The following is a 25,523-nucleotide window of genomic DNA, read 5'->3' as shown; positions in this document are numbered from 1 at the left end:
TTATTTCCTATACCTTGTTTACCACAATTTTTAGTTTGTTTTAAAGAAGAATTTAAAAGAGATGGGATGTTTATGAATAATAAAGGATTTACTATCTGGCTGACAGGACCTAGTGGAGTAGGAAAAAGTACTTTAGCTCAGGCATTAAAGGAGAAATTATTAAGTCAAGGTTACTGTGTAGAAGTTTTAGATGGAGATGAAATAAGGAATAAGCTCTATCCAAATTTAGGGTTTAGTAAAGAAGAAAGAGAGTTACATAATAGAGTAGTTACTTATATGGCTAAGCTTTTGTCAAGAAATGGAGTTGTAGTAATAGTATCTTTGATTTCTCCTTATAGAAGAGTTAGGAAGTATGCAAGAGATGAGATAGAAAATTTCATGGAAGTTTATGTTTATGCACCTTTAGAAGTTAGAATAAAAAGAGATCCTAAAGGACTATATAAAAAAGCTCTAAATGGGGAAATAAAAGGTTTAACAGGATATGATGGAATTTATGAAGAACCAGAAGATCCTGAGGTTAAGATAGATAGTTCAAAGATGAGTGTTGAAGAAGAAGTTAATTTAATTTTGCAAACTGCTAAAAAACTTGGTTATCTTTAGGGGAGGGAATTATTTGATAGAGTTTCCCTTTATTATTTTAGGTTTTTTAGTGGGGACAATTGTAGGGCTTACGGGGATTGGTGGAGGGGTTTTAATGACTCCTCTATTAATATTTTTAGGAGTTGAGCCTCTTATAGCAGTTGGAACTGATTTATTATATGCAACAGCAACTAAAGGTTTAAGTTCTTATCTCCACAATAAAAAGGGTAATGTGGATAAAAAGATAGCCTTAAAATTGTTTTTTGGAACTTTTCCTGCTGTATTATTGGGAGGGCTGATATTAAGGATGATAAATAGAGATATAATAAATAACTTCTTAACAGCAATGCTGGCAGTAATATTAATTTTAACTTCTTTGATTAATTTAAAAAAAGAATTTTTTATTTTTAAGAAGAAGGTTAACTCTTCTTATATTTTAGTGTTTTTTGGGTTTGTTGTTGGATTAGTAGTCCAGTTTACTTCTGTGGGTAGTGGGGTTTTAATCACTTTTGCTTTAATGAATTTTACAGATTTGAGTCCAAAATGCATAGTAGGAACTAGTTTATTTTATGGACTTTTACTAACTTTTGTTAGTAGTTTAAACTATATAGATTTGGGGTTAGTAAATTATTTTTTAGTGTTGTCTTTAATTGTTGGTACAATTCCTGGTGTGTTCTTAGGAGTTTATTTAAATTATAAATTACATCCAAAATATTTAAGAAAATTAATTTCTATTATGATTTTATTTTTTGGAGTTTATCTATTATTTAATGTTCTAAAATGAGACAATATGTACCATATATAAATATGCGATTGTAACGATATCTGGGATAGCATGAAGCCATCTAAATGGAAATTATATTCAATATATCTTAATATCTTAAATTAGGAAGGTAGAAGGGGATCTTAAATATGTCTTATAAAGAGAGGGTTGTTAAAGGTATTACTTGGAATTTTTTACTTCTGATGTTATCCGCTCCTATTGGTTATCTAGTTAGGGTTCTTTATGCTAATGAGCTTCCTAAGTTGGATGTTGGTTTATTCTATGCTGTTTTGGATTTTTTGGTATATTGCTAAATATTTAAGATTCTATTGGATGAACGGAACTGTCGAAAAATATGAAATATAAATATAAAACAATAATATAAAAATGGAGAAGATAGACATAAGTATAGATATAATTAGAAAAAATTTATTTTTGATGAGCTAAAATAAACTTAAAAGGTGAAAAAAATGGATTTTGATGTAATTGTTGTTGGTTCAGGATTTGCAGGTTCAGTATTAGCTGAAAGATTGGCAAATGTTTTAAATAAAAAGGTTTTAATTATTGAAAAAAGAAATCACATATCTGGTAACATGTATGATTATGAAAAATATGGATTTTATATTCATAAGTATGGACCCCATATTTTTCATACTAACAATAAGGAAGTTTTTGATTATTTATCTCAATTCACTGAGTGGATTCCATATTATCATAAAGTGTTGGCAAACATAGATGGAAAAAAAGTACCCTTACCATTTAATCTTAATACTTTATATAGATTATTCCCTATAGAATATGCAAAGAAATTAGAAAAAAAACTAATAGACAATTTTGGTTATGGGGTAAAAATCCCAATATTGAAGTTAAAAGAGAAATCTAAAGAAATCGAAGACAAAGATTTAGAATATTTAGCTAATTATATTTATGAAAAAGTTTTTCTAAACTATACAAGAAAACAGTGGGACTTAGAGCCTGAAGAACTTATGGGAGTTACTGATAGAGTTCCTATTTTAATATCAAGAGATGATAGATATTTTCAAGATAAATATCAAGTAATGCCTAAAGAAGGTTATACAAAAATGTTTGAAAGAATGTTAAGTAGTAAAAATATTAAAATTATGCTAAACACCGATTATAAAGAAATAGTTAAAATTGATTTTGATGAAGGGAAAGTTTATTTGTTTAACAATGAGTTTAAAGGAATATTTATATATACTGGAGAAATTGATTATTTTTTTAATTACAAGTATGGAAAACTACCATATAGAAGTTTAAGATTTAAGTTTATTGAGTTAGATAAAAAATTTTATTTAGATACTGCTACTGAAAATTTTCCTAATGAATATGAATTTACGAGAATAACAGAGTTCAAGCACTTTTATAAAAGTGTTAATGATGGGAATATAAATAAAACTATTATAGTTGAAGAATATCCAGAAAAATATAATGAAGAAAATGAACCTTACTATCCAATTCCAAAAAAGGAATATTTAGAAATTTATGAAAAATATAAAAAAGAAGTAAGTAATCTAAATAATAAATTCAGAAATATTAAATTTTATTTTGTTGGAAGATTGGCAGAGTATAGATATTACAATATGGATAAGGTTGTAGAGAGAGCTTTAGAAGTGTTCGAAGAAATAAAAGAAGGTGAAAAAAATGAATAAGAATGTTATAGATTATAATATTATAATATTATTAAAAAATTAGTTCCTGAATATAGATTTAGATTTTTAAATTTGAGGCATGATCATCCTTATTCTGAAAGAGTATTGTTAGCTCATATGGGTGATAGAAAATGATAAAAAATCTCTATAGAAAGCATTTGTCTAAAATAAAATTTTTTAAAATATTGGCTAACTTTATTTATTACAAGAAACGGTATAAATTTAGTTTATTAGACATACTAAAAAATAGATCTATAATGTATTTTATTTTAGAAATTAAAAAAGAGACAATGCCATTACCTTTTTTTGTCCAAATTGAGCCTACTACCAAATGTAATCTAAACTGTGAATTTTGTACAAGAAAAACTTTACCTGATTATAGGCTAAATAAAGATATTAATTTAGAACTTGTTAAAAAAATATTAAAAGAAAATCCCAATTTAAAGATAGTTAAACTTCAGGGATTGGGAGAGTCCACTATTTCAAATAACTTAAAAGAAATTGCAGAGATTCTAAAATCAAAAGATATTTACCTAATAACTGTAGTAAATGGGACTACTTTAATACATGAAAAAATTAGACAAATACTTCTTAGATATTTTGATGAAATAATAATTTCAATAGACAGTGTAGATGAAGAAACGTTTGAAAGAATAAGAAAAGGTGCTAAATTTAAAAATGTTATTCAAGGACTTAAGAATTTAATTAAAGAAAATCAAAATTTTAAAAGAAAAATTAAAATAAATTATGTATTTTCACATTTAAACTATAAAGAGATTCCTAAAGCAATTGAATTTTTTGAAAGTTTAGGTGTTGACAAGGATTATTAGAAACAAGATTAAAGACTATTTAGAAAACAAGTTAGGAAAAGAGAAATTTTACAAATATTTTTATTTTTTAGAAAACAGTTATTTCTTAAAAGGAAAATGTAATTGGGGGTTTTACTACTGTTTCATAACCTTTGATGGTTTAATAACTCCTTGCTGTATTAGAATGGAAGACAAGTATGCATTGGGAGATCTAAAAGAGACCAACTTTGAGAATCTGTGGAATAATGAGAGATTTAAGAAATTTAGAGAAGCTCATATTAAAAATAAATTTTTACCTGTGTGTGAATATTGTCCAGATTAAGGTGATAAGTTTGAATAAAATAAAAAAACCAGAAATAAAAGAAGTTTATGATCCTTATGTTAAAAATAATAAAAAAAGAAAAAAAGTAGCAATAGTAATGCCTACCTACAATCAATATGAGGCCACAAGAAAAAATATAATCTTTTTAAAAAAACAAAGTTTAGTTCCTGATATAATAATTGTAGATAACAATTCTAAAGACAATACATTTGAAAGGTTAAAAAAAGAATTTCCAAATATAATCTTAATAAAATTAAAAGATAATTATGGAGGAGCTGGGGGATTTTATATTGGACAAAAATATGCTTATGAAAAAGGATATGAATATATTATTTTAAATGATAATGATGCATATCCTATTGATGAAGACTTGATCGAATCTCTTGTTAAGGAAAGTAATAAAAATACAATAACTCAACCGTTCAATGTAGATGAAGATTTCAAAGAAAAAAATAATTTTTGGTTTTTTCATTATGTTTGCTTTAAGAGACATATTATAAAAAAATTGGGATTTGTAGATTATAAGTTTTTTTTATATGGTGATGAAGTTGAATATTATCTAAGAATAAAAAAATATAAAACAAAGATAAAAAAGATTTATAAGAAATATTCGCATCCAATAAAATATTACTATTCTCCAAATAGGGAATATTTTGCTACAAGAAATGAAATTTATTTGGAAAATGTATATAGAGAAAGAAAAAGCGAGTATTTTGGAAGTTTATTAACTAAGTTTGTTTATTTAAAAATATATGAACCTAACAAATATAAAGTTACTAAAAGAGCAATAAAGGATTTACTAAATAAAAAGTGGGATAATCCATTTATCAGAAATAATATTAATAATGATATTAAATATTTAAACATGAAAAGGGAAGTGTTTTTAAATACCTTACCTAAACAAGGTGTCGTCTTTTTAGAAAAACCTAAAATTATAAAACTTTTAAAAGATCTTTCAAATAAAATAAAATATTCAAAATTAAGTTTTTTAAAAGGAAAAGTTTTAGTAACTTATGCGCCAACAATAAATATGTTTCTTTTTAATAGAGTTTTTTATATTATAGATTTTAACGAAGAAAAAGATATAGTTACTTTTTTTGAAATTAATAATAAACCAATAGATAAATTAAAATTTTTATTTTATACTATATATTTCTTTATTTATCTAAATTTAATACTATTTCTAACTAAGAAGAATTGTAACTTTTTCAAAAAAGTAAATGAAGGTGATCTAAAATGCAAAAACTAAGATTCCAATTTTTAATTAATTCTTTAACTTCAGGGGGCGCAGAAAGAATAGCAGTTAATTTATTTAATAGACTATCTGAAAAATATAATATTTATTTTTATACAATTTTAAACGATATTTTCTATAATATTCCAAAAAATATAGATTTTAAGTCACTAACTCCATATTCAATAAATCAAGGTTATAAAAAATTTATTCTTGCAATTTTTATATCTTTTTTTAAATATTTAAAAGAAACTAAAAAAAATGACCCTAAAGTTTTAATTTCTTTTTTAGAAATTTCTAATTTTATAACAATTTTAGTTGCTAGATTATTGAATAAAAGAAATATAATTTCTATTCGTTGTAATCCTAACGATATGTATTCAGAAAAAACTATGTATGGAAAAGTACATAGATTCTTAATTAAACTTCTCTACCCAAAAGCAGATAAAATAGTTGCAGTCTCAAAAGAAATAGAGGAAATACTAATCAAAGAATACAAAATTCCAAAAGAAAAAATAAAAACAATTTACAACCCACATTCAATAGAGGAATATCAAAAGCTTTCAAAAGAGCCTTTAGAAGAAAAATATAAAGAAATATTTAAAGATTCTTTCGTTTTTATAAACATTGGAAGATTAACAGAACAAAAGGGACAATGGTTCTTAATCAGAGCGTTTAAGAAAGTTTCTGAAAGACATCCAGAGGCTAAGTTAATAATTTTAGGGGAGGGGGGGTTAAGAAATAAATTAGAAAAACTAATAAAAAAACTAAACTTAGAAGATAAAGTTTTCTTACTTGGAAGACAAGATAATGTTTTTAAGTTTTTGAAGAATAGTGACTGTTTCGTTTTTTCTTCATTATGGGAGGGCTTGCCAAATACGGTTATAGAAGCTTTGAGTGTTAACCTACCAATTATCTCAACAGATTGTAAAACTGGACCGAGAGAAATTTTAGCTCCTGAATTAGATATAGGAGAAGAAATTAATTATCCTTACTATGGAAAGTATGGAATTTTAACTAAACCGTTTCCAAGAAGATACATTTTTAAAACTTTAGATGAAGAACCTTTAATTGAAGAGGAGAAAATATTAGCTGAGTTAATGATTAAAATAATTAAAGATAAAGAGTTGAGAGAGAAATATAGTAATGGTTTAGAGAGAGCTAAAGATTTTGATATTGATAAGATAGTTAAAGAGTGGGAAGGAGTAATTAAGAAAGTATTAAATATAAGTTATTCATTCCAAAGATGAAGAATGTATTAAATTATAAGAAGAATTCGATGGGATAATGAATATATTTTGTCCATATTGTGGATTAAAAGATTCTATTTTGAAAAGTAAAGAAAGAAGTAGGTTACCTATTCAAGGGTATAGATGTAACTTATATAAAAGACATATAGGTACAATATTTACCAAAAAACGAATCATTGGAAGAAATGTTTTATATAATCAAAAATTTAAAAAATTCTTCAATTAATCAGATATCTAAGAAATTAGAGAGATTATAGAACAACTCATTCGTTTGCAAAAGATGAATATGGGACTTACAAGCATGAAAGATCTCCAATAATTGCCCTATACAACTGAGCGAATAAAAGGGTGTTTACTTCTGTTGAAACGAATCTAAGTTAAAATTAAAATTGGGAAGATAATTAACGAAGTTACTTGTGATGGTTTAGTTATTAATACAGATAAATATACCATTTACAAAGATTTGGAGTCACATTTAGAGATATTTAAACATTTAACAGTTAATCATGCATCAAAAGAATACTCTAACGGCATATCTTATGTCAATAATTGCAAATGTTTTTATTTCATTCATTTACAATTACAAATTGAACTGGTTCTCTAAATTACTTATCGCTTATATTGGGTAATAGTATTTGAGAATATGCGAAAATCTTTTATTATCTATATATTTATTCTATTATATCATTAGTTATTATCACTTATAATAGTATTCTTTACACCGGTCATGTACACGCAATTGATATATATCACTTATGATATATTTTTTATGATCAGGTGTAAATATTGTAATTCGGATAAGGTCGTTAAGGCAGGAAAGCACAAGTCAAAGAATACGGAGTTAGACAAATGTATTTGTGTAAAGAGTGTAAGAGACGGTTTATTGTAGAATCTAAAGCTCCTAGATATTCCGATAGTTTTAAAGAAAAAGTTGTTAGAAGTGTAGTTTTTGAGGATTTAGGTGTTAGACAAGCCGGTAGAGTGTTTTAAACTAAGTACAACTACAATACTTAGGTGGATTAAAGATTTTAAAAACTAAACAATGCGAACAGGAAAATTAAACTTAATACGGAGCAAATACATTTAGAAATAGATGAAATGCATTCTTTCGTTAGATCTAAGGATAATAAAGGTGTGGATATGGATAGCAGTCGATAAAAATACTGGACTAATCATAGCGCATAAAACTGGCGATAGATCAAACAAATCGCCTAAAAAACTTCTTAAAGAAATTCCTAAGAAAGTATTGGATAAATGTATATTTTACACTGATAAATGGAAAGCTTATAACATACTTCCTAACGAAAGACATAAAATGGTAAGAAATACATAGGACGAGTAGAAAGAAACATCCTAACATTCAGAAACTCGTGTGTAAGATTGGTTAAAAGAGGTATTCGATATTCCAAATCTATGGAAATGCACAATATTATTATAGATTTATTGGTATATTTTTATAACAAAGACGTTATATCAAAATTTATTACATGACCCTTTACACCATATCTTGCTAACTTTTTACTAAATTCTTCAAAATAACGCACTTTAAATATGTTTACCATACTTAATTGCATTCTATGTACTTAGTAATAAGTCTTAAGACTATTATTTTCATATTATCATTCTGAAGCAATAAAAACTTCTTTACTTTATATTTTAATATATTACTAAATTTACTTTATATTTTTGTATTCATCATAACAAGCATTGTATTTTATACCTTACCTTTATCATCTATAGTTATTCTATGATATTACAAAATTATTTTAATTTTTATTATTTAATACTTTCTTAATTACTCCTTCCCACTCTTTAACTATCTTATCAATATCAAAATCTTTAGCTCTCTCTAAACCATTACTATATTTCTCTCTCAACTCTTTATCTTTAATTATTTTAATCATTAACTCAGCTAATATTTTCTCCTCTTCAATTAAAGGTTCTTCATCTAAAGTTTTAAAAATGTATCTTCTTGGAAACGGTTTAGTTAAAATTCCATACTTTCCATAGTAAGGATAATTAATTTCTTCTCCTATATCTAATTCAGGAGCTAAAATTTCTCTCGGTCCAGTTTTACAATCTGTTGAGATAATTGGTAGGTTAACACTCAAAGCTTCTATAACCGTATTTGGCAAGCCCTCCCATAATGAAGAAAAAACGAAACAGTCACTATTCTTCAAAAACTTAAAAACATTATCTTGTCTTCCAAGTAAGAAAACTTTATCTTCTAAGTTTAGTTTTTTTATTAGTTTTTCTAATTTATTTCTTAACCCCCCCTCCCCTAAAATTATTAACTTAGCCTCTGGATGTCTTTCAGAAACTTTCTTAAACGCTCTGATTAAGAACCATTGTCCCTTTTGTTCTGTTAATCTTCCAATGTTTATAAAAACGAAAGAATCTTTAAATATTTCTTTATATTTTTCTTCTAAAGGCTCTTTTGAAAGCTTTTGATATTCCTCTATTGAATGTGGGTTGTAAATTGTTTTTATTTTTTCTTTTGGAATTTTGTATTCTTTGATTAGTATTTCCTCTATTTCTTTTGAGACTGCAACTATTTTATCTGCTTTTGGGTAGAGAAGTTTAATTAAGAATCTATACAAAAAAGTGTAAACCGAAACGTCTTGACGTATAGAAATAATTACTTTCAAATTATTATTAAATGTCTTTGCTAAAATAGAGGAAAAATTTGCTTCCTCCATAAATGAGATTATTAAATTTATTTTATTTATTTTAGAAAACCTAGCTATATTTTTGGCTCTAACAACTAATTTTTTTAATTTAGAAAAAATTGAATGTTCTAATTTTTCATTTAAATAAAATTTTCTATTAAAAAAATATTCTTCTTTATATTTATAAAAGTTTAAAAAATAAACTTTAAAATTGACCTTTTCTAATAAATTTCCTAAAGTATAAGCTACTTTTTCAGCTCCACCTCCTTTTTTTAATGAGGATATTACAATTAAGATATTTCTATCCATAACTATCACTTAGCATAATTTCATAAATAAAAATTCATTACATCCATATCCATCACTTTTTTTAATTTTAACAACTTTAAAATTCCTTTTTAAAAAGAAACTTTTTATTTCTTCAACAGAAGCAAATTCATAAGGATAGCCTCCTAACCCGTCAACTAAATCTGTCCAAAAATCCATACTCCTAGAAAGATTTTCATAATTTTTTATATACTTAATTGGATTAGTTTTTCTAACTACAATAATTGCCAAAATATTATAAAAGGCGTATAATTTCAAATAATTTTTTAAGATATTTTGGCGATTTGTTGTATAGTTTTTTAATTTTTAACCAATCATAACTACTAAAAGGAAAACCTTTATTTTTTGTTTATTGAGTTTTTTTAAAAACTTTTTCCAATTTTCCCAAAACTAAAATTGCTTTTGTATATTTCCTCATATAGTTCTAATTTTTTGTCCATCTTTCCCACCACTTTATAAATATAAATAATCTAATCAAATAAATCTTATATATTTTCTGATCCTTATTCTTTAAAACTTTTTCTTTAAAAAAATTATAAAGTTCTTTATCTATTTCTTTTAAAACTTTTAAATTATTTTCTATTTCCTTCAAATATTTCTCTTTCAGTATCCACTCCTCTAATGGTGGGGTAAAGCCCCACTTACCTCTATTAACTATCTCCTTAGGAAGATAATTTTCAATAATTTCTCTCATTAACTTTTTAGTTTTAAATAAATTAACTTTCCACTCTATTGGAATTTTTTGTGAAAATTCAGCAAATCTATAATCTAAGAAAGGGCTTCTAACTTCTAAGGCATTGGCCATTGAAGCTCTATCCACTTTAACTAAGAAATGATCAGATAAAGTATTAAAAAGCAAATCATAGACTCTAATAGCTTCAGCAAAGCAATTATTAGAAACTCTTAAAGAATATTTTAAGTTGTTTTCACTCCAGTTTTTAAATACCTTTGGAGAAATTCTTTCACTTTCAAAGGCTTCTGAATAAAATTTAAAATCTGCCATTAAAGAGAGTCTTAAAGCTTCAGTTAAAGTAGTCAAACTGAAAAAGCTATTTAATTTTTTTTGCTTATTTAACTTACTTAATATTAAATATAAAGCTTTCCTCAAAATTTTGGGTATTCTCTTGATTAATTCATATCTTCTTGCAGCTAAATGATTCATGTAACCAGCAAAAACTTCATCTCCACCATCTCCACTTAGACATACAGTAACATATTTCTTAGCAAGCTCACTAACTTTATAAGTAGGAAAGCCAGAATAGTCTCCAAAAGGCTCATCATAAATCCAAACATATTTATCAATTAATTCTTCAAAATCCTTCTCTTTGAAATAATAATGATGATGCTGAGTTTTTAAATGATCAACAACCGTCTTTATGTAAGGAGTTTCATCATATTTTCCCTCAAAGCCTATAGAAAAAGTATGTAACTTCTTTAAATCAGTAAATTTACTCATAACAGCTACAACTGTTGAGCTATCTAAGCCACCGCTTAAAAAAGCCCCAACTGGAACATCACTTCTCATTCTTATTCTTACAGCATCTTCTAAAAGCTTTTTCCCTTCCTCTATTAATTTCTTTTTATCATAAATTGGGTTGTATTTTGGCAACTCCCAATATCTCCATTTTTTTATTTCTCTTTTAGCTAAATCTAAGACTAAGTTGTGAGCTGCTTCTAACTTAAAAGTTTTGTTATAAATAGTCCAAGGAGAGGGGATAAAGCCAAGAGCAAAGTAAAGTTGAACAGCCTCTTTATTTATATTCTCCTTCTTGTTTAACTTTTTAACTGCTAAGATTCCCTTTAACTCAGAGGAAAAAATAAACTCTTCTCCATCCCAATAGTAATAGAAAGGCTTAACTCCAAGCCTATCTCTTGAGCAAAACAAGATATTTTTCTCTTTATCATAAATAGCAAAAGCCCACATGCCATTAAACTCTTTAACACAATCAAAGCCAAGTTTTTGATAAAGTCTTAAAATAATTTCAGTGTCAGTTCCAGTTTCAGTTTTTAGGTTAAATTTTTCTATTAACTCCTTATAGTTATAAACCTCTCCATTATAAACAATAATATAATCTGCTTTCTCTAACTCATCATCTTTATAAATTATCTTCCCTTCCTTAGTTAAACCCATTGGCTGATGCCCTTTCTCAGATAAATCAAGAATAGCTAATCTAACATGTCCTAAGCCAATGTTATTACTAACAAAAGCTCCTTCATCATCAGGCCCTCTATGTTTAATGGCTTTATTCATCTTTAAAATTTCTTCTTTCTCAACTTTTCCATTAAATCTAATTATTCCATTTATACCACACATTTATAATCCCTAATAATCATAATATTATAAAATATTTACTTTTTTAAATATTATTGATTCATACTCTTTTATAATATAACTATCAGTCATTCCTGCTAAATAATCCCAAATAGGTACTTTAAATCTCAAATCTCCAATTTTATAATCTTCTTCTAATTTTTTCCCTACTTTATATGACAATTTTAAATGTTTCCTCATATTTTTTGGAAATATTTTGAAAATATCATGTTGATCTTTCATAATATCATATAAATATTTGCATAGCTCTAAATAAAGATCTTTTCCTTTTACATCCCAACGAGCAATATTATGATCATCAAGAGAGTTCTTTATTATATTTTGGATGTCTTCAAATAGTTTTAATATGTAGATATTAATTTCATCTATTTCTACCTTTTTCTTTTCAATAATATTTATTAAATCATCAAAACTACCAAGATGATAATCTCTAATTAATTCTTTCCAATCATCTTCACTAGTGTCTTCTTTTAATTTAAATAATATTTTTGAAATTGAAGATAATGCTAATTTTATTATTATTTTTGTATATAATCTTTCAACTTTTATTATATTGGAATTGTTATACGCTTCTTTAAATTCATCAAATATTTTTTTAATATTTTCTTCAAAACTTTCTTTGGATATTAATTCCTCTAACTTCTTTTTAATCTCCTCATAAACATCATTAATAATATTAATACAAAATATTCCACCTATTCTTCTTAAATCCTCAACATCATGACATATTTGTGCAATTTCATCAGATAATGCTACACAAATTCCTTCTATTGTGTAAGGAGATCTATATTCAAAAAGTGTTTTAAAGTAGTCAAGAACATATATATCTATATTTTTAGACATTTCTTCATTCTCTTTCCAAAAAACATCACAATATCTGCTAAATATTTTATTATACTCATCTAATTCTTCTTTGCTCATTTTAGTATGCTTAAAAATTCCATCTAATGTAGCTACTGTTAAATTTAACCCATAAAAATCAGGATAATATTGTTTTTCTAAAAAACAACATACTTTAAGACTTTGAAAATTATGTCTAAGTTTTCCTTTAAAATTATTTTTTGGATCTTTGTCATCCTTTTCATTGTTATTTTCATCAAAAACAAACTTAAATATAGCTTTTTCTCCAATATGACCATAAGGACAATGACCAATATCATGACCTAAACTTATTGCCTCACATAAGCTAATATCTAATTTATATTTTTTATATTCCTTATTAATATATCTAGCTATAGAAGTAGATATTTGCAAAACTTCTAATGAATGAGTAAGTCTATTTCTGATATGGTCATTTATTTCTTTTTTAATAGGTGTTATTATCTGAGTCTTAAATCCTAACCTTCTAAACGATCTGGAAAATAATATCCTATCCCTATCTCTTAAGTATGGGGATCTATCATCTTCAAATCCATTTTCTTTTATTATTCTTCTCTCTAAAAAATTCATAAAGTATCACCAGAATAATAATTATATGTTGATAATATATATTTAGTTATTTATTATTTTTGACTCTCTCAAATCTGGTATATTCTCTTTATAAATATCTCCTAATATTAATATTTTTGCATTATTAACTGACTTATTATTTTTTATTAACAATTTAATAATTTTATTTGGCTATAAATATAAGTAATGTCCTTATTAATTCTCCTCTCAACTATAATTAGCTTTAGGAATAATCTCCTTCCATAGATTTAGAATGCTAAATAGTAAGGATCAATATGAAATATAATGTCCTCCAACAAATCCAGGATAGACAAAATCTCAAAATTTACTATCTATCTATCTCAACTTATCAAATAACATAGAAAACTCATTAAATAAAGCTAATTTGTCCCATAAATTTTAACTAATGCTAAAGGTAAGCCAACATATCCTAAGCCAACAACACAAATTTTTATGTTATTACTCATGAGGTACCACCACTAAAAAGCTCTATATCTTAAATTTTTAAATCTAAATCTTTAAAGTCCAATCTTTATTCTCCAAAAACCACCAACAAAATCTTTTCAAACCTTCCTCTATCTTAACCTTAGGATCATAACCTAAAAGTTCTCTACTCTTTCTTAAGTCAGCCCAGGTTCTTTCAACATCTCCTGGCTGTATAGGTTTATAATCTTTAATAGCTTTCTTCCCTAAGTATTTCTCCATTAAAGAGATGGCATACTCTAAATTAACAGGATTATCATTACCCAAGTTAAAAATTTCATAGTCAAAATCTTTCTCAATACTCTTTATTATTCCATCTACCACATCAGAGATGTAAGTAAAGTCTCTCTCCATCTTTCCATAGTTATAAACTTCTATTGGCTTCTCTAATAAAATGTTCTTAGCAAACTTCCAAAATGCCATATCTGGCCTTCCATACTCACCATAGACTGTAAAAAATCTTAGCCCAATCATCTTAATTCCATATAGATGATGATAAGTATAGGCCATCAACTCATTAGCTCTCTTTGTAGCAGCATAAAGAGAGATTGGCTTATCAACCCTATCCTCCTCAGAAAAAGGAACTTTTTTATTCCCTCCATATACTGAAGAGGAAGAAGCATAAACAACTTTCTCAATATCTAACCTTCTTGCAAGCTCAAAGATGTTTAGAGTTCCCATATCATTACTCCTTATATAAGCCCAGGGATTTCTTAGAGAGTATCTAACTCCTGCCTGAGCCCCAAGATGAACAATTAAGTCAATTTCTTTATCTTTTAAACTTTTAAATAATGTATCCCAATCTGAGAAATCCAATTTTATAAAGCTGTAATCCTCATAGCTTTTTAAGATCTCATTTCTCTTCTCTTTTAGTAGAGGATTATAATAGTTATTTAAATTGTCTATTCCTATAACATTAACATCATAATTTTCCAATAAATATTTACTTAGATGAAAGCCTATAAATCCAGCACTTCCAGTAACTAAAATAGTTTTATATTTCATCTTCTACCTACCCCAAAGTATTTAAATCCTAACTTCTTAACCTTTTCAGGCTCTAAAACATTCCTTCCATCAAAGATAACTTTTTCTTTAACTAACTTAGAAATTTTTTCCCAATCTTCCTTATTAAAGTTGTATTCAGTAGCTATTATTATTCCATCAACATCTTTAACAGTCTCATATAGATCATCTAAGATAAAGATGTTGTAGCCATAATCTCTCCATAGTTTTAACTTATATAAATTTCTTGTATTTTCTCTTGCCTTATCAACATAGTCAAAGCCTTTAACAATGGCTCCTTCCTTTAAGAGCATGTCTATTAACTTTATGGCTCTACTTTCCCTTAGATCATCAGTGTTTGGCTTAAAAGCCAACCCTAAGATGGCAAAAGTTTTTCCATTTAGGTTTTTGTAGTAGCTTTTTATTTTGTTGAAGAACCAAATAATTTGCCTCTCATTAACTTCTTTTGTTGCTTTTATTAACAGGGGTTCAACATTATTATCAATAAATTGATATATTAAAGCATTTACATCTTTCGGAAAACAACTCCCTCCATAGCCAATCCCAGCATTTAAAAATTTGTCTCCTATCCTTGGATCTAAGCCCATAGCTTTACTTATAACCTTTATGTCAGCTCCAACCTTGTCAGCTAACTTTGCCAGCTCATTTATAAATGAGATCTTTGTAGCCAAGAAGGCATTTGAAGCATACTTTATTAGCTCAGAGGTTTCCCAATCTGTAATAATAAGAGGAACTCCTTTACTCTTAAAATATTCATAAACCTTCTCCATAATTTCAATTGGTTTCTTATTCTCTAAATTTTCAAACCCTAAAACTATCCTATCAGGCTCAAAAAAGTCCTTGACAGCTAAGCCTTCCCTTAAAAACTCTGGATTTGAGACAACATCAACATTGTAGCCTTTTAAAAGTTCTTTAACCTTCCTATTTGTTCCCACTGGTACAGTTGACTTTATAACTACAACTTTATATTTATCTTTGTCAATAGTCTCTTTAATTTTTTTTATTGCTGAAATTAGATATCTAAGATCAGCATTTCCATCTTTATCTTGAGGGGTCCCAACACATACAAAGATAACATCAGAATCTTTTATTGGCTCATAAGAAGTTGTGAAAGTTAAATTTTTATTTACATGTTTTTTTAAGAGACTCTCTAAACCTTCTTCATATAGAGGACATTCTCCTTTATTTAATAATTTAACTTTACTACTATCTATATCTACCCCAACAACCTCAAATCCTAACTCTGCTAAACCAACAGCTTGAATTAAGCCAACATAACCTGTCCCTATTACTGAGATTTTCATTTAAATCTCCTCAATTTATTTAGAATTTCTAGAATTTCGTCGAAATCAATAATTTTTAATAATAAAATCCCTGCTAAATAAATAATAACATAAATAATTATTCCAAATATAAGTTTTAGTAGTATATTAACATTATTTAAAAATTTCATTATTAAAATTAGCAGAATTAAACTTAAAGTGCCTATTATAATTATAACAACAAAATTTTTTATTAATTTTTTATAATTTACATCTAAGAATTTATATATAAACTTAACTAATAGAAACCACATTAAAAAATAGCTAAGAGTTGTTGCTATTGAAGCCCCAATTGTTCCAAACTTAGGGATTAATAAAATATTAAATATTAAATTGAAAAAAGCTCCAATATATAATATTTTAATAGACAAAAAAGATTTCCCTATTCCATTTAGAATTGTAAATCCTACTCTATTTAAACTCATAAAAATTATTCCAAAACTTAAAATTCTCATAGCTGGAACTGCAGACAAATATTGAAGATTAAAAAATAATTTTACTATTATTTCTGAAAAATATGCTGTTAATATACCCATTGGTAAAATGATAATAAAAGTGTATAAGCTTATTTTTTCAAGTGCTAACTTTATATACCTTTTATACCCCTTTTCCCAAAGTTCAGAACTCATTGGAAAGAGAACAGAATGTATTGCCGAAGCTAAATAAGATAAAACTAAGGTTGTAGGCATAGCTACATTCCTATAATCAGCAACAGCATTTAGGCCTGTAAAGTAAGTTAGACAAATTCCATCTAAGTAGCCTAAAATTAAGCCACTGGCACTACCAAACATTAAAGGAAGTCCATAAGAAAATAGATCCTTAACTAAACTTTTAGAAAAAATTAATTTCTCTCTAAAAAAGTTAGGAAATATTTTTTTTATAAATATATGTCCATATATAATTATTAAAACTATTGGAGTTATTGTGTAGGCATAAGTGGGAGATAATGCATTGTGAATATTAAATAAAAATATAAAAATTAAAGAAAATAATAAAATTAAAGAGACTCTAACAAAACTTATAGTTCCATAATATTTCTGATTTTGAAATCCTAATATACTCCTTGAAATAACATCCATAATACTCTGAAACCAATAACCAATACTTAAAATAATTAAAACATTAACAACAAAGTCTAAATGTCCTGTAAATTGACCTCTATTGTTTATATAATACTCAGCAATAATTGGGGCTATAATAATAATTATTAAAGTTATTATTAAAGATATGGAAGTTTGTAAGAGGCCTACACTTATTATAGTTGACTTAATCAAATCTTTTCTTTTCTCATGTAAAAACTTAGGAATAAATCTTACTAAAGCTGCACTTAAACCTAAGTCTTTAAAAATAGCTACCATACAACAAAAATCCAAAACAGCATAGAATAAACCAACATCCAACTTAGGAAGCTCATTAGCATAAAGAACCCTAACTAGATAACCAATAGGAGCGGATAACATCAGAAGTAAAAAATTCCAAGTAATACCTTTAACAACCCTCTCTTTATAACTCAATAACTTCACCTACCTAAAATATTTTTATATCTCTCAATATTTTTATCCCAACTAAACTTTTCCCTTATAAGTTTCTTACAATTCTCTCCAAAGAGATCCCACTTATCTCTATTCTCAATTAAATAAACTATTCCCTCTTTTAAGCTTTCTGGAGTGTTATCCTTTAAAAGAATTCCATTAACTCCATTAACAATAACTTCCTTAGCCCCTTCATGAGGACTTGCAACTATAGCTTTTCCACAAGCCATAGCTTGAAGTAAAGAGCTTGATAAACCTCCACCAGGGTAAGAGGAATGAATATAAATATCACAAGATTTTATTATGGCTATGGCTCTCTCAAAAGGCTGTTTTCCTAAAAAGTAGATTCCATTATTTAAATATTCCCCAGAAAGCCTCTTTAACCTTTCCAAATCTTCTCCATAGCCAACTATTATTAAAACTACCTTTTCCCTAAGCTCTTTAGGAAATAACTTATAAGCTTTAATAATATTTTCAACTCCTTTCCACTTGTAAAGCCTGCCAACAAAGCAAAGCTTTATTTTATCTTTAAATCTTTCTTTTATTTCTTCATCTTCCTTAATTTTCTCAATTTCTTCTATCTCAAGCCCCCTATAAATAACTGGAACTTCCCTATCAGTAAAATTTTTAATAAACTCTCTAACAGCCTCAGAGATGGCTATAACATAATCAGCCTTATTAAAAATGAGCCTTCCTATAACCATATCATATAGATAAGCTATCTTATTAACCAACTTGTTCTCCACCTTAACAAAGGCACTGCCATGTTCTACATGAATTAACTTCTTCCTCTTTAGTCTCAGCTTTGCAAAGATAAAGCCAAGTAAGGTGTTTGAAAAAAACCTTGTTCTTGTCATGACAATATCAAAATCTATTTTATATAGATTAAGAAACATCTTCCAAAATTTAAGGTTAAAGATGTTAGGAACTGGATAGTTAGGAATAATTTCAAATGCTGGATATCTATAAACCTTAACCTTATTATATCTAATCTCAAACTCTTCAGCCTCTGGAATATTTGGAGCAAAGACATAGATTTCAAAATTTTCATCTTTAGATAAGTGTTTAACAAACTCATCTACATGTGTTTCCAATCCACCAATGTGAGGAATATAGTAGCCAGGGAAAATAATTATCTTCTTCATCCTTTTCATCTTACAGCAACAATTTTTATTATATCATTATGCTTCAACTCATAGTCTGCTCCTAACCTAATCTTTTTCCTTGCATCTATGGCATATAAAAATCTCTCTCCTAAATCAGTATGTATCTTATAGGCTAAGTCTCTTGCTGTATCTCCCTTTCTCATTAAGAAAGCATCTGGTAAGACATTCCCTTCCTTATCAGAGAATTTATTTTCATCCTCAACAGGATAAACTACTATAGAGTTTAATAAATTAAAGTAAGCTTCATTTAAACACTTCTGAACTCCAGTACTTCCATATTTATCTAAGAACTCCTTTATATAGTCTAAAGCTCTCTTCATCTGAGGGCTTAACTTACTCTCATCCAAGATAATAAAATCTTCTTTTTCTCTATCAAATACTCTCTTTATAATCCCAGACTTCTCAGCTCTTTTTAATGCTAACTCAATCTCTGCAGAGGTTGGAATTACAAGATAGTCTTTAAATTCTCTCTTTAACCTCTTTATATTTTCCTCAGCCTCTGGAAGATCTGCTTTATTAGCAGCTATAATAAAAGGCTTAGATATCTTCCTTAACCTTTTAGCTAATTCCAATAAATCCTCTTCTTTCCACTTCATTAAGCTTTCATCAAAGTCTCTTATAGCCATTTTAATATCTTCCTCACTAATATTTAAGCCACTCAACTGATCCTTTAATAACTTAACTATATTCTTCTCCTGCTGGGCTCTCCTTAACAACTTATCCCAATTTTTTGATAGAATTTTATAGATCCACATGTCTAACTCTTCCAAGAGGAATTTAACATCTTCAACAGGATCCCCTTCTCCAATATTCCCCTCTTTATCTGTTCTTCCAGAGGCATCTACAACCAAGATAAAAGCATCAGCCTGTCTTAAATCATCTAAGAATTTGTTTCCCATTCCTCTACCTTCATAAGCTCCTGGGACAAGCCCAGCAACATCAACCACTTCAACAGGAATATATCTTATCCCATCTATACACTTAGAATTTCTTGGATTACACTTTAAATTTAACTCCTTACATGGACACTCTGAGGTTATAAACCCTATTCCCTTATTTGGCTCTATGGTTGTGAAAGGATAGTTTCCAATATCAACCTCTTTCTCTGTTAAGGCATTGAAGAATGTTGACTTTCCAACATTTGGCTTTCCCACTAAACCAATCAAGAGTATCACCAGTAAAATTTTTATAGCTAAATTAAGTAATTTTTATATTAAGGGGACTGACACTTAGAGGATGATGTCCCCTTAAGAATAGCCTACCTACAAGGCGGCCTGGCTGAGTAGCCCTTCTGGGCTTCTATGAAGCTTTAAGGTTTTCCAAAGGTAGGCACACTTTTTTAATTCTTATAAAATCTCTTGACTTCACAGATCACCCTTTTACATAGAGCCTTAGAAAAGTTTTCTAACACTTCCTCAAAGCTTATATTTTTATTTTTAAATATATCAATAGCTTTTTTAACCTCTCTTTCCCTAATCTCTTCCAAAACTTTACAGAACTCTTTAATCTCTTCCTCAACTTTTAAATCTTCCAACTTCTCTTTTAAAACTTTGAACTCCTCTTTAATAATTTCCTCAACCTTTGGAATCTCTTTCTCTCTCTTCTTTAAATTTTCCTCAGCCACAATTCTTAAATCATCTATAGTGAAGAGCTTTATATAACTTAGCTCTCTTATATCATCTGTAGTATCCCTTGGATTTGCAATATCTATTATAATTGTTTCCCCTATATCTCTAACTCTCTCCTTTGTTAAGATAGGATGAGGAGCTGAAGTGGCACTTATAACAATATCTGCATATTTTAAAGCTTCTTTAAGCTTATCAAACTTTATAGCTATTCCACCAAGCTCTTTAGCTAAGCTCTCAGCTTTCTCATAGGTTCTATTGGCTACAATAATAGCCTTAATTTTTTTCTCCTTTAATGCCTTAGCCACTAAAGTCCCCATCTCTCCAGCTCCAATTAGCAATAAATTCTTTCCCTCCAAACCTGTAAGTTTCTCAACCAACTCAACAGCAGCAGAGGCTATAGACACTGAACCCTTTCCAATATCTGTTTCCAATCTAACCCTCTGTCCTACATGAATAGCTTTTAAAATAATTTTCTCAAATTCTTTACTCTTAATTTTTCCCAAGTTTTTAGCTTTTAAATAACTATTCTTCAACTGTCCTAAAATTTGAAACTCCCCAACAATCATAGACTCTAAGCCAGAGGCTAATCTAAATAGGTGAATGATAGCTTCATCATCAATTAAAATATCAAATTTGTCAAAATTTTTAACCTTTCTTTTAATTTCTTCTAAATCATGGTTAAAAAAGATCATCTCAACTCTATTACAAGTTTGTAGTAAAATAGAGTTATCAAAGTTTTTATAGAACTCTTCCTCATCTACTCTTAGCTTTTCTAACTCATCAACTCTATACTTCTTATGATCAGCCTTCAGTATTGTTATCATCTTCCCACTTTTCTATCAATCTTAAAAGCTCTTCTTGAAATCTTTCATTGGTAAATAGCTTCTCCAAAATTTCTCTCCTTTTTTTACTATCCTTAACTTTATCTTTTAAAAATTTTCTAAATGCTCCTATAAATTCTATCTCTCCTTTATCTATATATTTTTCAACCATCTTCCTAATCTCTCTTGCTAATATGGGGCTTTTCCCTCCTGTGTAGATGGAAAAAATTATATCCTCTTTAACTACACAGGCTGGAATGATAAAGTTAAGCTCTTCAGTTGAAGAATTTACAAATTTATTTAATTTTATGGCTATCTCACTAATCTTCTTATTTATTTCTTCATTGACAGCTGTTACTATAAAGTCATAATTTTTTATAATATTTTTTAACTCTTCTTCACCAACCTTAGAGAGATCAATCTTAAAAAATTTTACATTCCCATAGTTTAATAATCTCTCATCAAAGTCTTTTGAATAGATATGAACCTCAGCCCCAGCATTTAATAGCTTTTTAGCTCTCCTTTTCCCAACATTCCCACAGCCAAAAATAGCTACTTTTTTATTTTTAAAGGATAAGAGGGTTGGTAAATAAATAGAGGATCACCCTTTTAAGGATCAAGAGTTAAAAGTTTCTTAGCAAACTCCTTAATCTTTTCCAACCTACTTTTATCAGGGATAAATTTAGTGAATAAGATGTCATCATAAACTACCTTAAATTCAAGTTCACTTAGTAAGTCAATTAACCTATAATGAGCACTCTCAAATCCATAAGAGCCAAAGGGAACAGCTATTTTATTACTACTTGGATTTAACTTTTTCATATAATCCAAGAAAAACTTAACCTTTGGGTGAATATCATTATTAATTGTTGGAGATCCCACCAATAAATATTTAGCATCTAACAGATCTCTCATAACCTCAGTTACCTTAGAGAAGTTTAACCTATGAACTCTGACCTCAACCTCTTCTTCTAACCCTTCTTTAAGAGCCTTGGCTATAAGTTCAGTAGCCTGATATAGGGAGATGAAGACAATAACAGCCCTCTCCCTATAATTTCCTAAGCTCCAAAATTTATATTCAAAGAAAACATTCTCTATATATTTCTCCCAACAAACTCCATGAGAAGGCAAAATTTTCTTAATTTCCAAGTTTTTAAAATCTTCCAATAGTTTTAAGATATCTTCCCTATGAGGAAGTAAAATATTGGCATAATGCTCTTTCAACTCTTCCATCAACTTCCTAAAATCTTCCTTAGTATCAGAGCTTCCAATAACTTCATATTGGCTAAAGAGCTCTCCTGAAAGTAGAATATCTTTCTCTAACCAGTAAGAGGTTATATAAAAGTCAGTGCAGTAAAATTTTAAGTTAGTTTCCCCTATGTTAAATTCATCACCATAGCCTATAACTAAGTAATCATATTCTCCAAAATTTTCAATAACTTCTTTCCCAAACTTTGTAACAATATATTTATTTTCTTTACTTAATTTTATATGCTCAAGCTCTAAAAAGTTTGTAATAACAATGTAATCAGCTTTCTCATCTTTAACAGCTATAGGGTCAAAGATAATCTTCTCTTTATCTTTGATTATATAAGAGTTATTTAAACAGCTCTTTGTTATTCCTAAGGCTTTATATCTATTAACCTCCCAACAAATCTCCTTTTTTCTTTCCAAGCTAACCATAGTTTCACAAAATTATAATATGGCTCAGAAAGAATTTAAACCCTGTTATTTATTAATTTAAATCTATAGATTATTAGGTAAATAAAATTAAAACTTAAAGAAAAAATTATGAGGAAAAAAATGGTGGACTGGGCGGGATTTGAACCCGCGGCCTCCGCACAGCCAATGCGGCGCTCTCCCAGGCTGAGCTACCAGCCCACTCAAAATAGGCAAGATATTTAATTGCAAAGGTTTTATAAAAATTTTACTCAAAATTTATTTTTATATTTAAAATAATAAAATAAAAAGGTTTATATAGAACTTCAAAGTAACAAATAAAATAAGAAGAAAATAACATGAGGTGAGAACAGATGGACACAATAAGAGCATATGTTTCCCAAATAGAGGGGTTAAGGGCTGAGATAACAAGATTAGATTCTTTAGTAGCTACATTAAGACAGTCTTTAGCTACATTAAAAAGCTTAAAAGAACTTGGAGAGGGTAAGGTTGTCTTAGTTCCAGTAGGATCAATAGCTCAAGTTGAGATGAAGTTGGAGAAGATGGATAAGGTTGTAGTTTCCATAGGGCAAAATATCTCTGCTGAGCTTGAATATGAAGAGGCTCTAAAGTATATAGAGAATGAAATCCAAAAGTTATTAGCCTTTAGATTAGTTTTAGAGCAAGCTATAGCTGAGCTTTATGCTAAAATAGAAGAGTTAATTAGCAAGGAGAAAGAGGAGAAGGAAGAGGAGGAAAATGAAGGAGGAGAGGAGAAGAAAGATTAAAGAGACCTTAGAATTTATAAAATCTCTTCCTGAAAATAGAAAAATTTTTATTGAGATGTCTGGGCTTTGGGTAGAAGTTAGTAAGGAAGAGGCTATAAAATACTTAGAGAGGTTGGCAAATACAGAAGGGGCAGAGTGAGAACTGATTCTTCTGCTTCTCCTTAACTGGACAATAATATTTATCTCCTTTTTTAATAATTTTTAGACCTCCTGGGAATTCTAAATCTAAGGGATGAATTGGTTTTTTAGCTATAAATACTAAGAAGGGACAGACTATTTTTGAGAGTCTTATAAAGGTTTCATCATAGCCACTATTCTCAATCCTATCTAAGAGAGCTTTAAGCTTTTTCTCATCTATTTCATAGTCTTCCTTTAACTTATATTCCTTAACCTCTTTTAAGCTTTTTAAAAAATGTTCTAACATCTTATTTACATACTTCTCTCTATAGTTTTTTGGTAGATATTTGGCATCCCTCTCTAAGAAGGCTCTAACCTTAGCTATGTCATAGATGCTAAAGTTCTTAGCCTCCTCTTTTAACTTCTTTAATAGCTCAGTAGCTTTCATAATATCTTCTCTATGGCAAAGCATAAAATTGAAACTAATAGAGCTCCAATAACCATTTTAATACCTGAAGTAACTATATTAGCTCTTGATATCACTCCTATGAAGGCTCCTAAGATAAATAATATAATAATTGTTATCCCTATAGCCATGTATAGAGCTGTATGGACATCAAAGAAAAAGAAAGGAATTACTGGAAGAGCTGAGCCTAAGGTTGTAGAGACTCCATCAACAACTCCACAGATCATAGTTTCTCTGATAGCTCTTTTATAAATAATAGAATTTTTCAAGTAGCCAGATTTCTTTAAAAGTTTCTTTTCCATGTTTATCCTATCTCTCTCTAAAGAAGCTTTTTCAGCTGTAAAGGCTCCTAAGATATTGGAGAGACCATTGGCTAAGCCTCCACCTAAGCCAGCTGAGATTATAATGGTTGGATCAGCTGAGCCACTTGCTCCAATCACTACCCCAAGGGTTGAGAGAGAGCCATCAATTAATCCTCTAACTATGTATCTAATGGCACTACCATTTTCAACATACTTTAATATCTTTTTTATATTCACTTCTCTACCCCTCTACAAGTTTAAAATTTCAGCTAAACTTTTTCCTCTAAGTATTTTCTCCCTTATATTCTTTTCCTTCTCTTTAATTTTCTTTACCCTCTCCTTTATATTCTCCAGCTCTTCCCTCTTTATATAGGCTACTCCATTCTTATCCATAACTATGTAATCCCCTGGCTTTATCTCTATATCATCTAACTTTATAGGCTCATTTATCTTACCCCTTCCTATTGGCTTTCCAGCATTTGGTAAAATTCCCTTGGCAAAGACAGGAAATTTTAATCTTATAATGTCTTCAACATCCCTAACATAACCATAAATTACAACTCCCTTAACCCCAAAAATTTTAGCATTTAGGGAAGCTAAGCCACCCCAGACAGCTCTCTCTTCTCCAGAGATCTCAGCAACTATTATCTTTCCTCTGGCATAATCAATAGCTTTAACCACCGTCCCCCAGTCTTCATCATCAGCTTTAACTGTAACAGCCTCTCCAATAACAAATTTTTCACAGTATATTGGCTTAACCCCTCTTATTGGCTTAGCCCCAGCATCACAAAAGTTAGGGACAGACATAGCTA

General features: G+C 28.3%; 27 protein-coding genes and 1 tRNA gene. 12 read left to right on the top strand and 16 right to left on the bottom strand.

Translation table 11 applies throughout. The features are described from left to right. Positions 1–66 precede the first annotated feature (66 nt). The 10 genes from cysC (at position 67) to METIN_RS07825 (ending at position 8,118) form a co-directional block, all read left to right on the top strand. Complete coding sequence (gene cysC, locus METIN_RS07430; protein WP_013100859.1) at positions 67–600, top strand: adenylyl-sulfate kinase; 534 nt, start codon at positions 67–69, stop codon at positions 598–600. A gap of 13 nt (positions 601–613) precedes the next feature. Continuing rightward, entirely contained in the window at positions 614–1,363 is a 750-nt protein-coding gene (locus METIN_RS07425) for a sulfite exporter TauE/SafE family protein (protein WP_013100858.1), read from the top strand. A gap of 128 nt (positions 1,364–1,491) precedes the next feature. Continuing rightward, positions 1,492–1,656: an oligosaccharide flippase family protein gene (locus tag METIN_RS07685; RefSeq protein WP_013100857.1), complete on the top strand. Its 165-nt coding sequence runs from the start codon at positions 1,492–1,494 to the stop codon at positions 1,654–1,656. 156 nt (positions 1,657–1,812) lie between these two features. Further along, a complete protein-coding gene (glf, locus tag METIN_RS07420; RefSeq protein ID WP_013100856.1) occupies positions 1,813–3,012 on the top strand; it encodes a UDP-galactopyranose mutase in 1,200 nt (399 codons plus the stop codon). Positions 3,013–3,143: 131 nt separating this feature from the next. Beyond that, positions 3,144–3,842, top strand: a complete 699-nt coding sequence (locus METIN_RS07415) for a radical SAM protein (protein WP_048203482.1) — start codon at positions 3,144–3,146, stop codon at positions 3,840–3,842. Continuing rightward, on the top strand, positions 3,826–4,143 hold the full coding sequence (locus tag METIN_RS07410) for an SPASM domain-containing protein (protein ID WP_048203480.1): 318 nt from the start codon (positions 3,826–3,828) through the stop codon (positions 4,141–4,143). The genes METIN_RS07415 and METIN_RS07410 overlap by 17 nt, the downstream gene beginning before the upstream one ends. Before the next feature lie 10 nt (positions 4,144–4,153). Beyond that, on the top strand, positions 4,154–5,392 hold the full coding sequence (locus tag METIN_RS07405) for a glycosyltransferase (RefSeq protein WP_013100855.1): 1,239 nt from the start codon (positions 4,154–4,156) through the stop codon (positions 5,390–5,392). Beyond that, positions 5,380–6,627, top strand: coding sequence for a glycosyltransferase (locus METIN_RS07400; protein WP_013100854.1), 1,248 nt, complete (start codon positions 5,380–5,382; stop codon positions 6,625–6,627). The genes METIN_RS07405 and METIN_RS07400 overlap by 13 nt, the downstream gene beginning before the upstream one ends. Before the next feature lie 1,093 nt (positions 6,628–7,720). Beyond that, positions 7,721–7,960, top strand: a complete 240-nt coding sequence (locus METIN_RS07830; RefSeq protein ID WP_157198835.1) for an IS1 family transposase — start codon at positions 7,721–7,723, stop codon at positions 7,958–7,960. Further along, positions 7,957–8,118: an IS1 family transposase gene (locus tag METIN_RS07825; protein WP_083771768.1), complete on the top strand. Its 162-nt coding sequence runs from the start codon at positions 7,957–7,959 to the stop codon at positions 8,116–8,118. Before METIN_RS07830 ends, METIN_RS07825 begins: the two co-directional genes overlap by 4 nt. A gap of 275 nt (positions 8,119–8,393) precedes the next feature. Here the strand turns inward: METIN_RS07825 and METIN_RS07390 are convergent, their stop codons facing one another. From METIN_RS07390 to METIN_RS07330, 13 genes are all read right to left on the bottom strand, one after another. After that, positions 8,394–9,605 carry a glycosyltransferase gene (locus METIN_RS07390; RefSeq protein WP_013100853.1) on the bottom strand — a complete coding sequence of 404 codons (1,212 nt, stop codon included), beginning with the start codon at positions 9,603–9,605 and terminating at the stop codon, positions 8,394–8,396. A gap of 9 nt (positions 9,606–9,614) precedes the next feature. After that, entirely contained in the window at positions 9,615–9,854 is a 240-nt protein-coding gene (locus METIN_RS07385) for a hypothetical protein (RefSeq protein ID WP_048203475.1), read from the bottom strand. Between the two features lie 193 nt (positions 9,855–10,047). Further along, positions 10,048–11,937 carry an asparagine synthase (glutamine-hydrolyzing) gene (gene asnB, locus METIN_RS07380; protein ID WP_013100852.1) on the bottom strand — a complete coding sequence of 630 codons (1,890 nt, stop codon included), beginning with the start codon at positions 11,935–11,937 and terminating at the stop codon, positions 10,048–10,050. A 24-nt stretch (positions 11,938–11,961) separates the two neighbouring features. After that, positions 11,962–13,404 carry a dGTP triphosphohydrolase gene (gene dgt / locus METIN_RS07375; RefSeq protein WP_013100851.1) on the bottom strand — a complete coding sequence of 481 codons (1,443 nt, stop codon included), beginning with the start codon at positions 13,402–13,404 and terminating at the stop codon, positions 11,962–11,964. 510 nt (positions 13,405–13,914) lie between these two features. Then, positions 13,915–14,892, bottom strand: a complete 978-nt coding sequence (locus METIN_RS07370; protein WP_013100850.1) for an NAD-dependent epimerase/dehydratase family protein — start codon at positions 14,890–14,892, stop codon at positions 13,915–13,917. Then, the gene (locus METIN_RS07365; protein ID WP_013100849.1) at positions 14,889–16,214 is read right to left on the bottom strand and encodes a UDP-glucose dehydrogenase family protein; all 1,326 of its coding nucleotides are present in this window, start codon (positions 16,212–16,214) and stop codon (positions 14,889–14,891) included. Before METIN_RS07365 ends, METIN_RS07370 begins: the two co-directional genes overlap by 4 nt. After that, positions 16,211–17,746 (bottom strand): flippase, encoded by a 1,536-nt coding sequence (locus METIN_RS07360; RefSeq protein WP_013100848.1) that lies wholly within the window; start codon positions 17,744–17,746, stop codon positions 16,211–16,213. Before METIN_RS07360 ends, METIN_RS07365 begins: the two co-directional genes overlap by 4 nt. A 5-nt stretch (positions 17,747–17,751) precedes the next feature. Continuing rightward, on the bottom strand, positions 17,752–18,918 hold the full coding sequence (locus METIN_RS07355; protein WP_013100847.1) for a glycosyltransferase family 4 protein: 1,167 nt from the start codon (positions 18,916–18,918) through the stop codon (positions 17,752–17,754). Next, positions 18,915–20,102 carry a redox-regulated ATPase YchF gene (locus METIN_RS07350; protein ID WP_198002862.1) on the bottom strand — a complete coding sequence of 396 codons (1,188 nt, stop codon included), beginning with the start codon at positions 20,100–20,102 and terminating at the stop codon, positions 18,915–18,917. The genes METIN_RS07355 and METIN_RS07350 overlap by 4 nt, the downstream gene beginning before the upstream one ends. 167 nt (positions 20,103–20,269) lie before the next feature. Beyond that, positions 20,270–21,379 carry a glutamyl-tRNA reductase gene (hemA, locus tag METIN_RS07345; RefSeq protein WP_048203632.1) on the bottom strand — a complete coding sequence of 370 codons (1,110 nt, stop codon included), beginning with the start codon at positions 21,377–21,379 and terminating at the stop codon, positions 20,270–20,272. Further along, on the bottom strand, positions 21,360–21,929 hold the full coding sequence (locus tag METIN_RS07340; protein ID WP_332247515.1) for a precorrin-2 dehydrogenase/sirohydrochlorin ferrochelatase family protein: 570 nt from the start codon (positions 21,927–21,929) through the stop codon (positions 21,360–21,362). Before METIN_RS07340 ends, hemA begins: the two co-directional genes overlap by 20 nt. Before the next feature lie 59 nt (positions 21,930–21,988). Next, positions 21,989–23,062: a flavodoxin domain-containing protein gene (locus tag METIN_RS07335; protein ID WP_013100843.1), complete on the bottom strand. Its 1,074-nt coding sequence runs from the start codon at positions 23,060–23,062 to the stop codon at positions 21,989–21,991. 121 nt (positions 23,063–23,183) lie between these two features. Beyond that, a tRNA-Ala gene (locus METIN_RS07330) sits at positions 23,184–23,260 on the bottom strand. 152 nt (positions 23,261–23,412) lie between these two features. Between METIN_RS07330 and pfdA the strand changes: the two genes are divergently transcribed. Beyond that, the gene (gene pfdA / locus METIN_RS07325; protein WP_013100842.1) at positions 23,413–23,826 is read left to right on the top strand and encodes a prefoldin subunit alpha; all 414 of its coding nucleotides are present in this window, start codon (positions 23,413–23,415) and stop codon (positions 23,824–23,826) included. Next, a complete protein-coding gene (locus METIN_RS07735) occupies positions 23,798–23,965 on the top strand; it encodes a hypothetical protein (RefSeq protein ID WP_013100841.1) in 168 nt (55 codons plus the stop codon). Before pfdA ends, METIN_RS07735 begins: the two co-directional genes overlap by 29 nt. Here the strand turns inward: METIN_RS07735 and METIN_RS07320 are convergent. From METIN_RS07320 to METIN_RS07310, 3 genes are read right to left on the bottom strand one after another with little or no spacing between them, the layout of a single operon-like run. Continuing rightward, entirely contained in the window at positions 23,930–24,391 is a 462-nt protein-coding gene (locus tag METIN_RS07320) for a DUF2115 domain-containing protein (protein ID WP_013100840.1), read from the bottom strand. The genes METIN_RS07735 and METIN_RS07320 overlap by 36 nt on opposite strands. Next, the gene (locus METIN_RS07315) at positions 24,388–24,948 is read right to left on the bottom strand and encodes a TIGR00267 family protein (protein ID WP_013100839.1); all 561 of its coding nucleotides are present in this window, start codon (positions 24,946–24,948) and stop codon (positions 24,388–24,390) included. Before METIN_RS07315 ends, METIN_RS07320 begins: the two co-directional genes overlap by 4 nt. 12 nt (positions 24,949–24,960) lie before the next feature. After that, complete coding sequence (locus tag METIN_RS07310; RefSeq protein WP_013100838.1) at positions 24,961–25,518, bottom strand: RraA family protein; 558 nt, start codon at positions 25,516–25,518, stop codon at positions 24,961–24,963. Positions 25,519–25,523: the final 5 nt, after the last annotated feature.

The sequence above is a fragment of the Methanocaldococcus infernus ME genome (genome assembly GCF_000092305.1).
GTDB lineage: Archaea > AGJL01 > Methanococci > Methanococcales > Methanocaldococcaceae > Methanocaldococcus > Methanocaldococcus infernus.
This window is presented reverse-complemented; position numbering and strand designations above follow the sequence as displayed.

Excerpts from the sequence above, each read along its gene's own strand:
- METIN_RS07335 (WP_013100843.1), bottom strand. The coding sequence starts at position 23,062 with ATGGTTAGCTTGGAAAGAAAAAAGGAGATTTGTTGGGAGGTTAATAGA.
- dgt (WP_013100851.1), bottom strand. The coding sequence starts at position 13,404 with ATGAATTTTTTAGAGAGAAGAATAATAAAAGAAAATGGATTTGAAGAT.
- METIN_RS07830 (WP_157198835.1), top strand. The coding sequence starts at position 7,721 with ATGAAATGCATTCTTTCGTTAGATCTAAGGATAATAAAGGTGTGGATA.
- METIN_RS07355 (WP_013100847.1), bottom strand. The coding sequence starts at position 18,918 with ATGAAAAGGATGAAGAAGATAATTATTTTCCCTGGCTACTATATTCCT.
- METIN_RS07735 (WP_013100841.1), top strand. The coding sequence starts at position 23,798 with ATGAAGGAGGAGAGGAGAAGAAAGATTAAAGAGACCTTAGAATTTATA.
- METIN_RS07320 (WP_013100840.1), bottom strand. The coding sequence starts at position 24,391 with ATGAAAGCTACTGAGCTATTAAAGAAGTTAAAAGAGGAGGCTAAGAAC.
- METIN_RS07415 (WP_048203482.1), top strand. The coding sequence starts at position 3,144 with ATGATAAAAAATCTCTATAGAAAGCATTTGTCTAAAATAAAATTTTTT.
- METIN_RS07370 (WP_013100850.1), bottom strand. The coding sequence starts at position 14,892 with ATGAAATATAAAACTATTTTAGTTACTGGAAGTGCTGGATTTATAGGC.
- METIN_RS07310 (WP_013100838.1), bottom strand. The coding sequence starts at position 25,518 with ATGTCTGTCCCTAACTTTTGTGATGCTGGGGCTAAGCCAATAAGAGGG.
- METIN_RS07685 (WP_013100857.1), top strand. The coding sequence starts at position 1,492 with ATGTCTTATAAAGAGAGGGTTGTTAAAGGTATTACTTGGAATTTTTTA.
- glf (WP_013100856.1), top strand. The coding sequence starts at position 1,813 with ATGGATTTTGATGTAATTGTTGTTGGTTCAGGATTTGCAGGTTCAGTA.
- METIN_RS07390 (WP_013100853.1), bottom strand. The coding sequence starts at position 9,605 with ATGGATAGAAATATCTTAATTGTAATATCCTCATTAAAAAAAGGAGGT.
- METIN_RS07400 (WP_013100854.1), top strand. The coding sequence starts at position 5,380 with ATGCAAAAACTAAGATTCCAATTTTTAATTAATTCTTTAACTTCAGGG.
- METIN_RS07365 (WP_013100849.1), bottom strand. The coding sequence starts at position 16,214 with ATGAAAATCTCAGTAATAGGGACAGGTTATGTTGGCTTAATTCAAGCT.
- asnB (WP_013100852.1), bottom strand. The coding sequence starts at position 11,937 with ATGTGTGGTATAAATGGAATAATTAGATTTAATGGAAAAGTTGAGAAA.
- pfdA (WP_013100842.1), top strand. The coding sequence starts at position 23,413 with ATGGACACAATAAGAGCATATGTTTCCCAAATAGAGGGGTTAAGGGCT.
- cysC (WP_013100859.1), top strand. The coding sequence starts at position 67 with ATGTTTATGAATAATAAAGGATTTACTATCTGGCTGACAGGACCTAGT.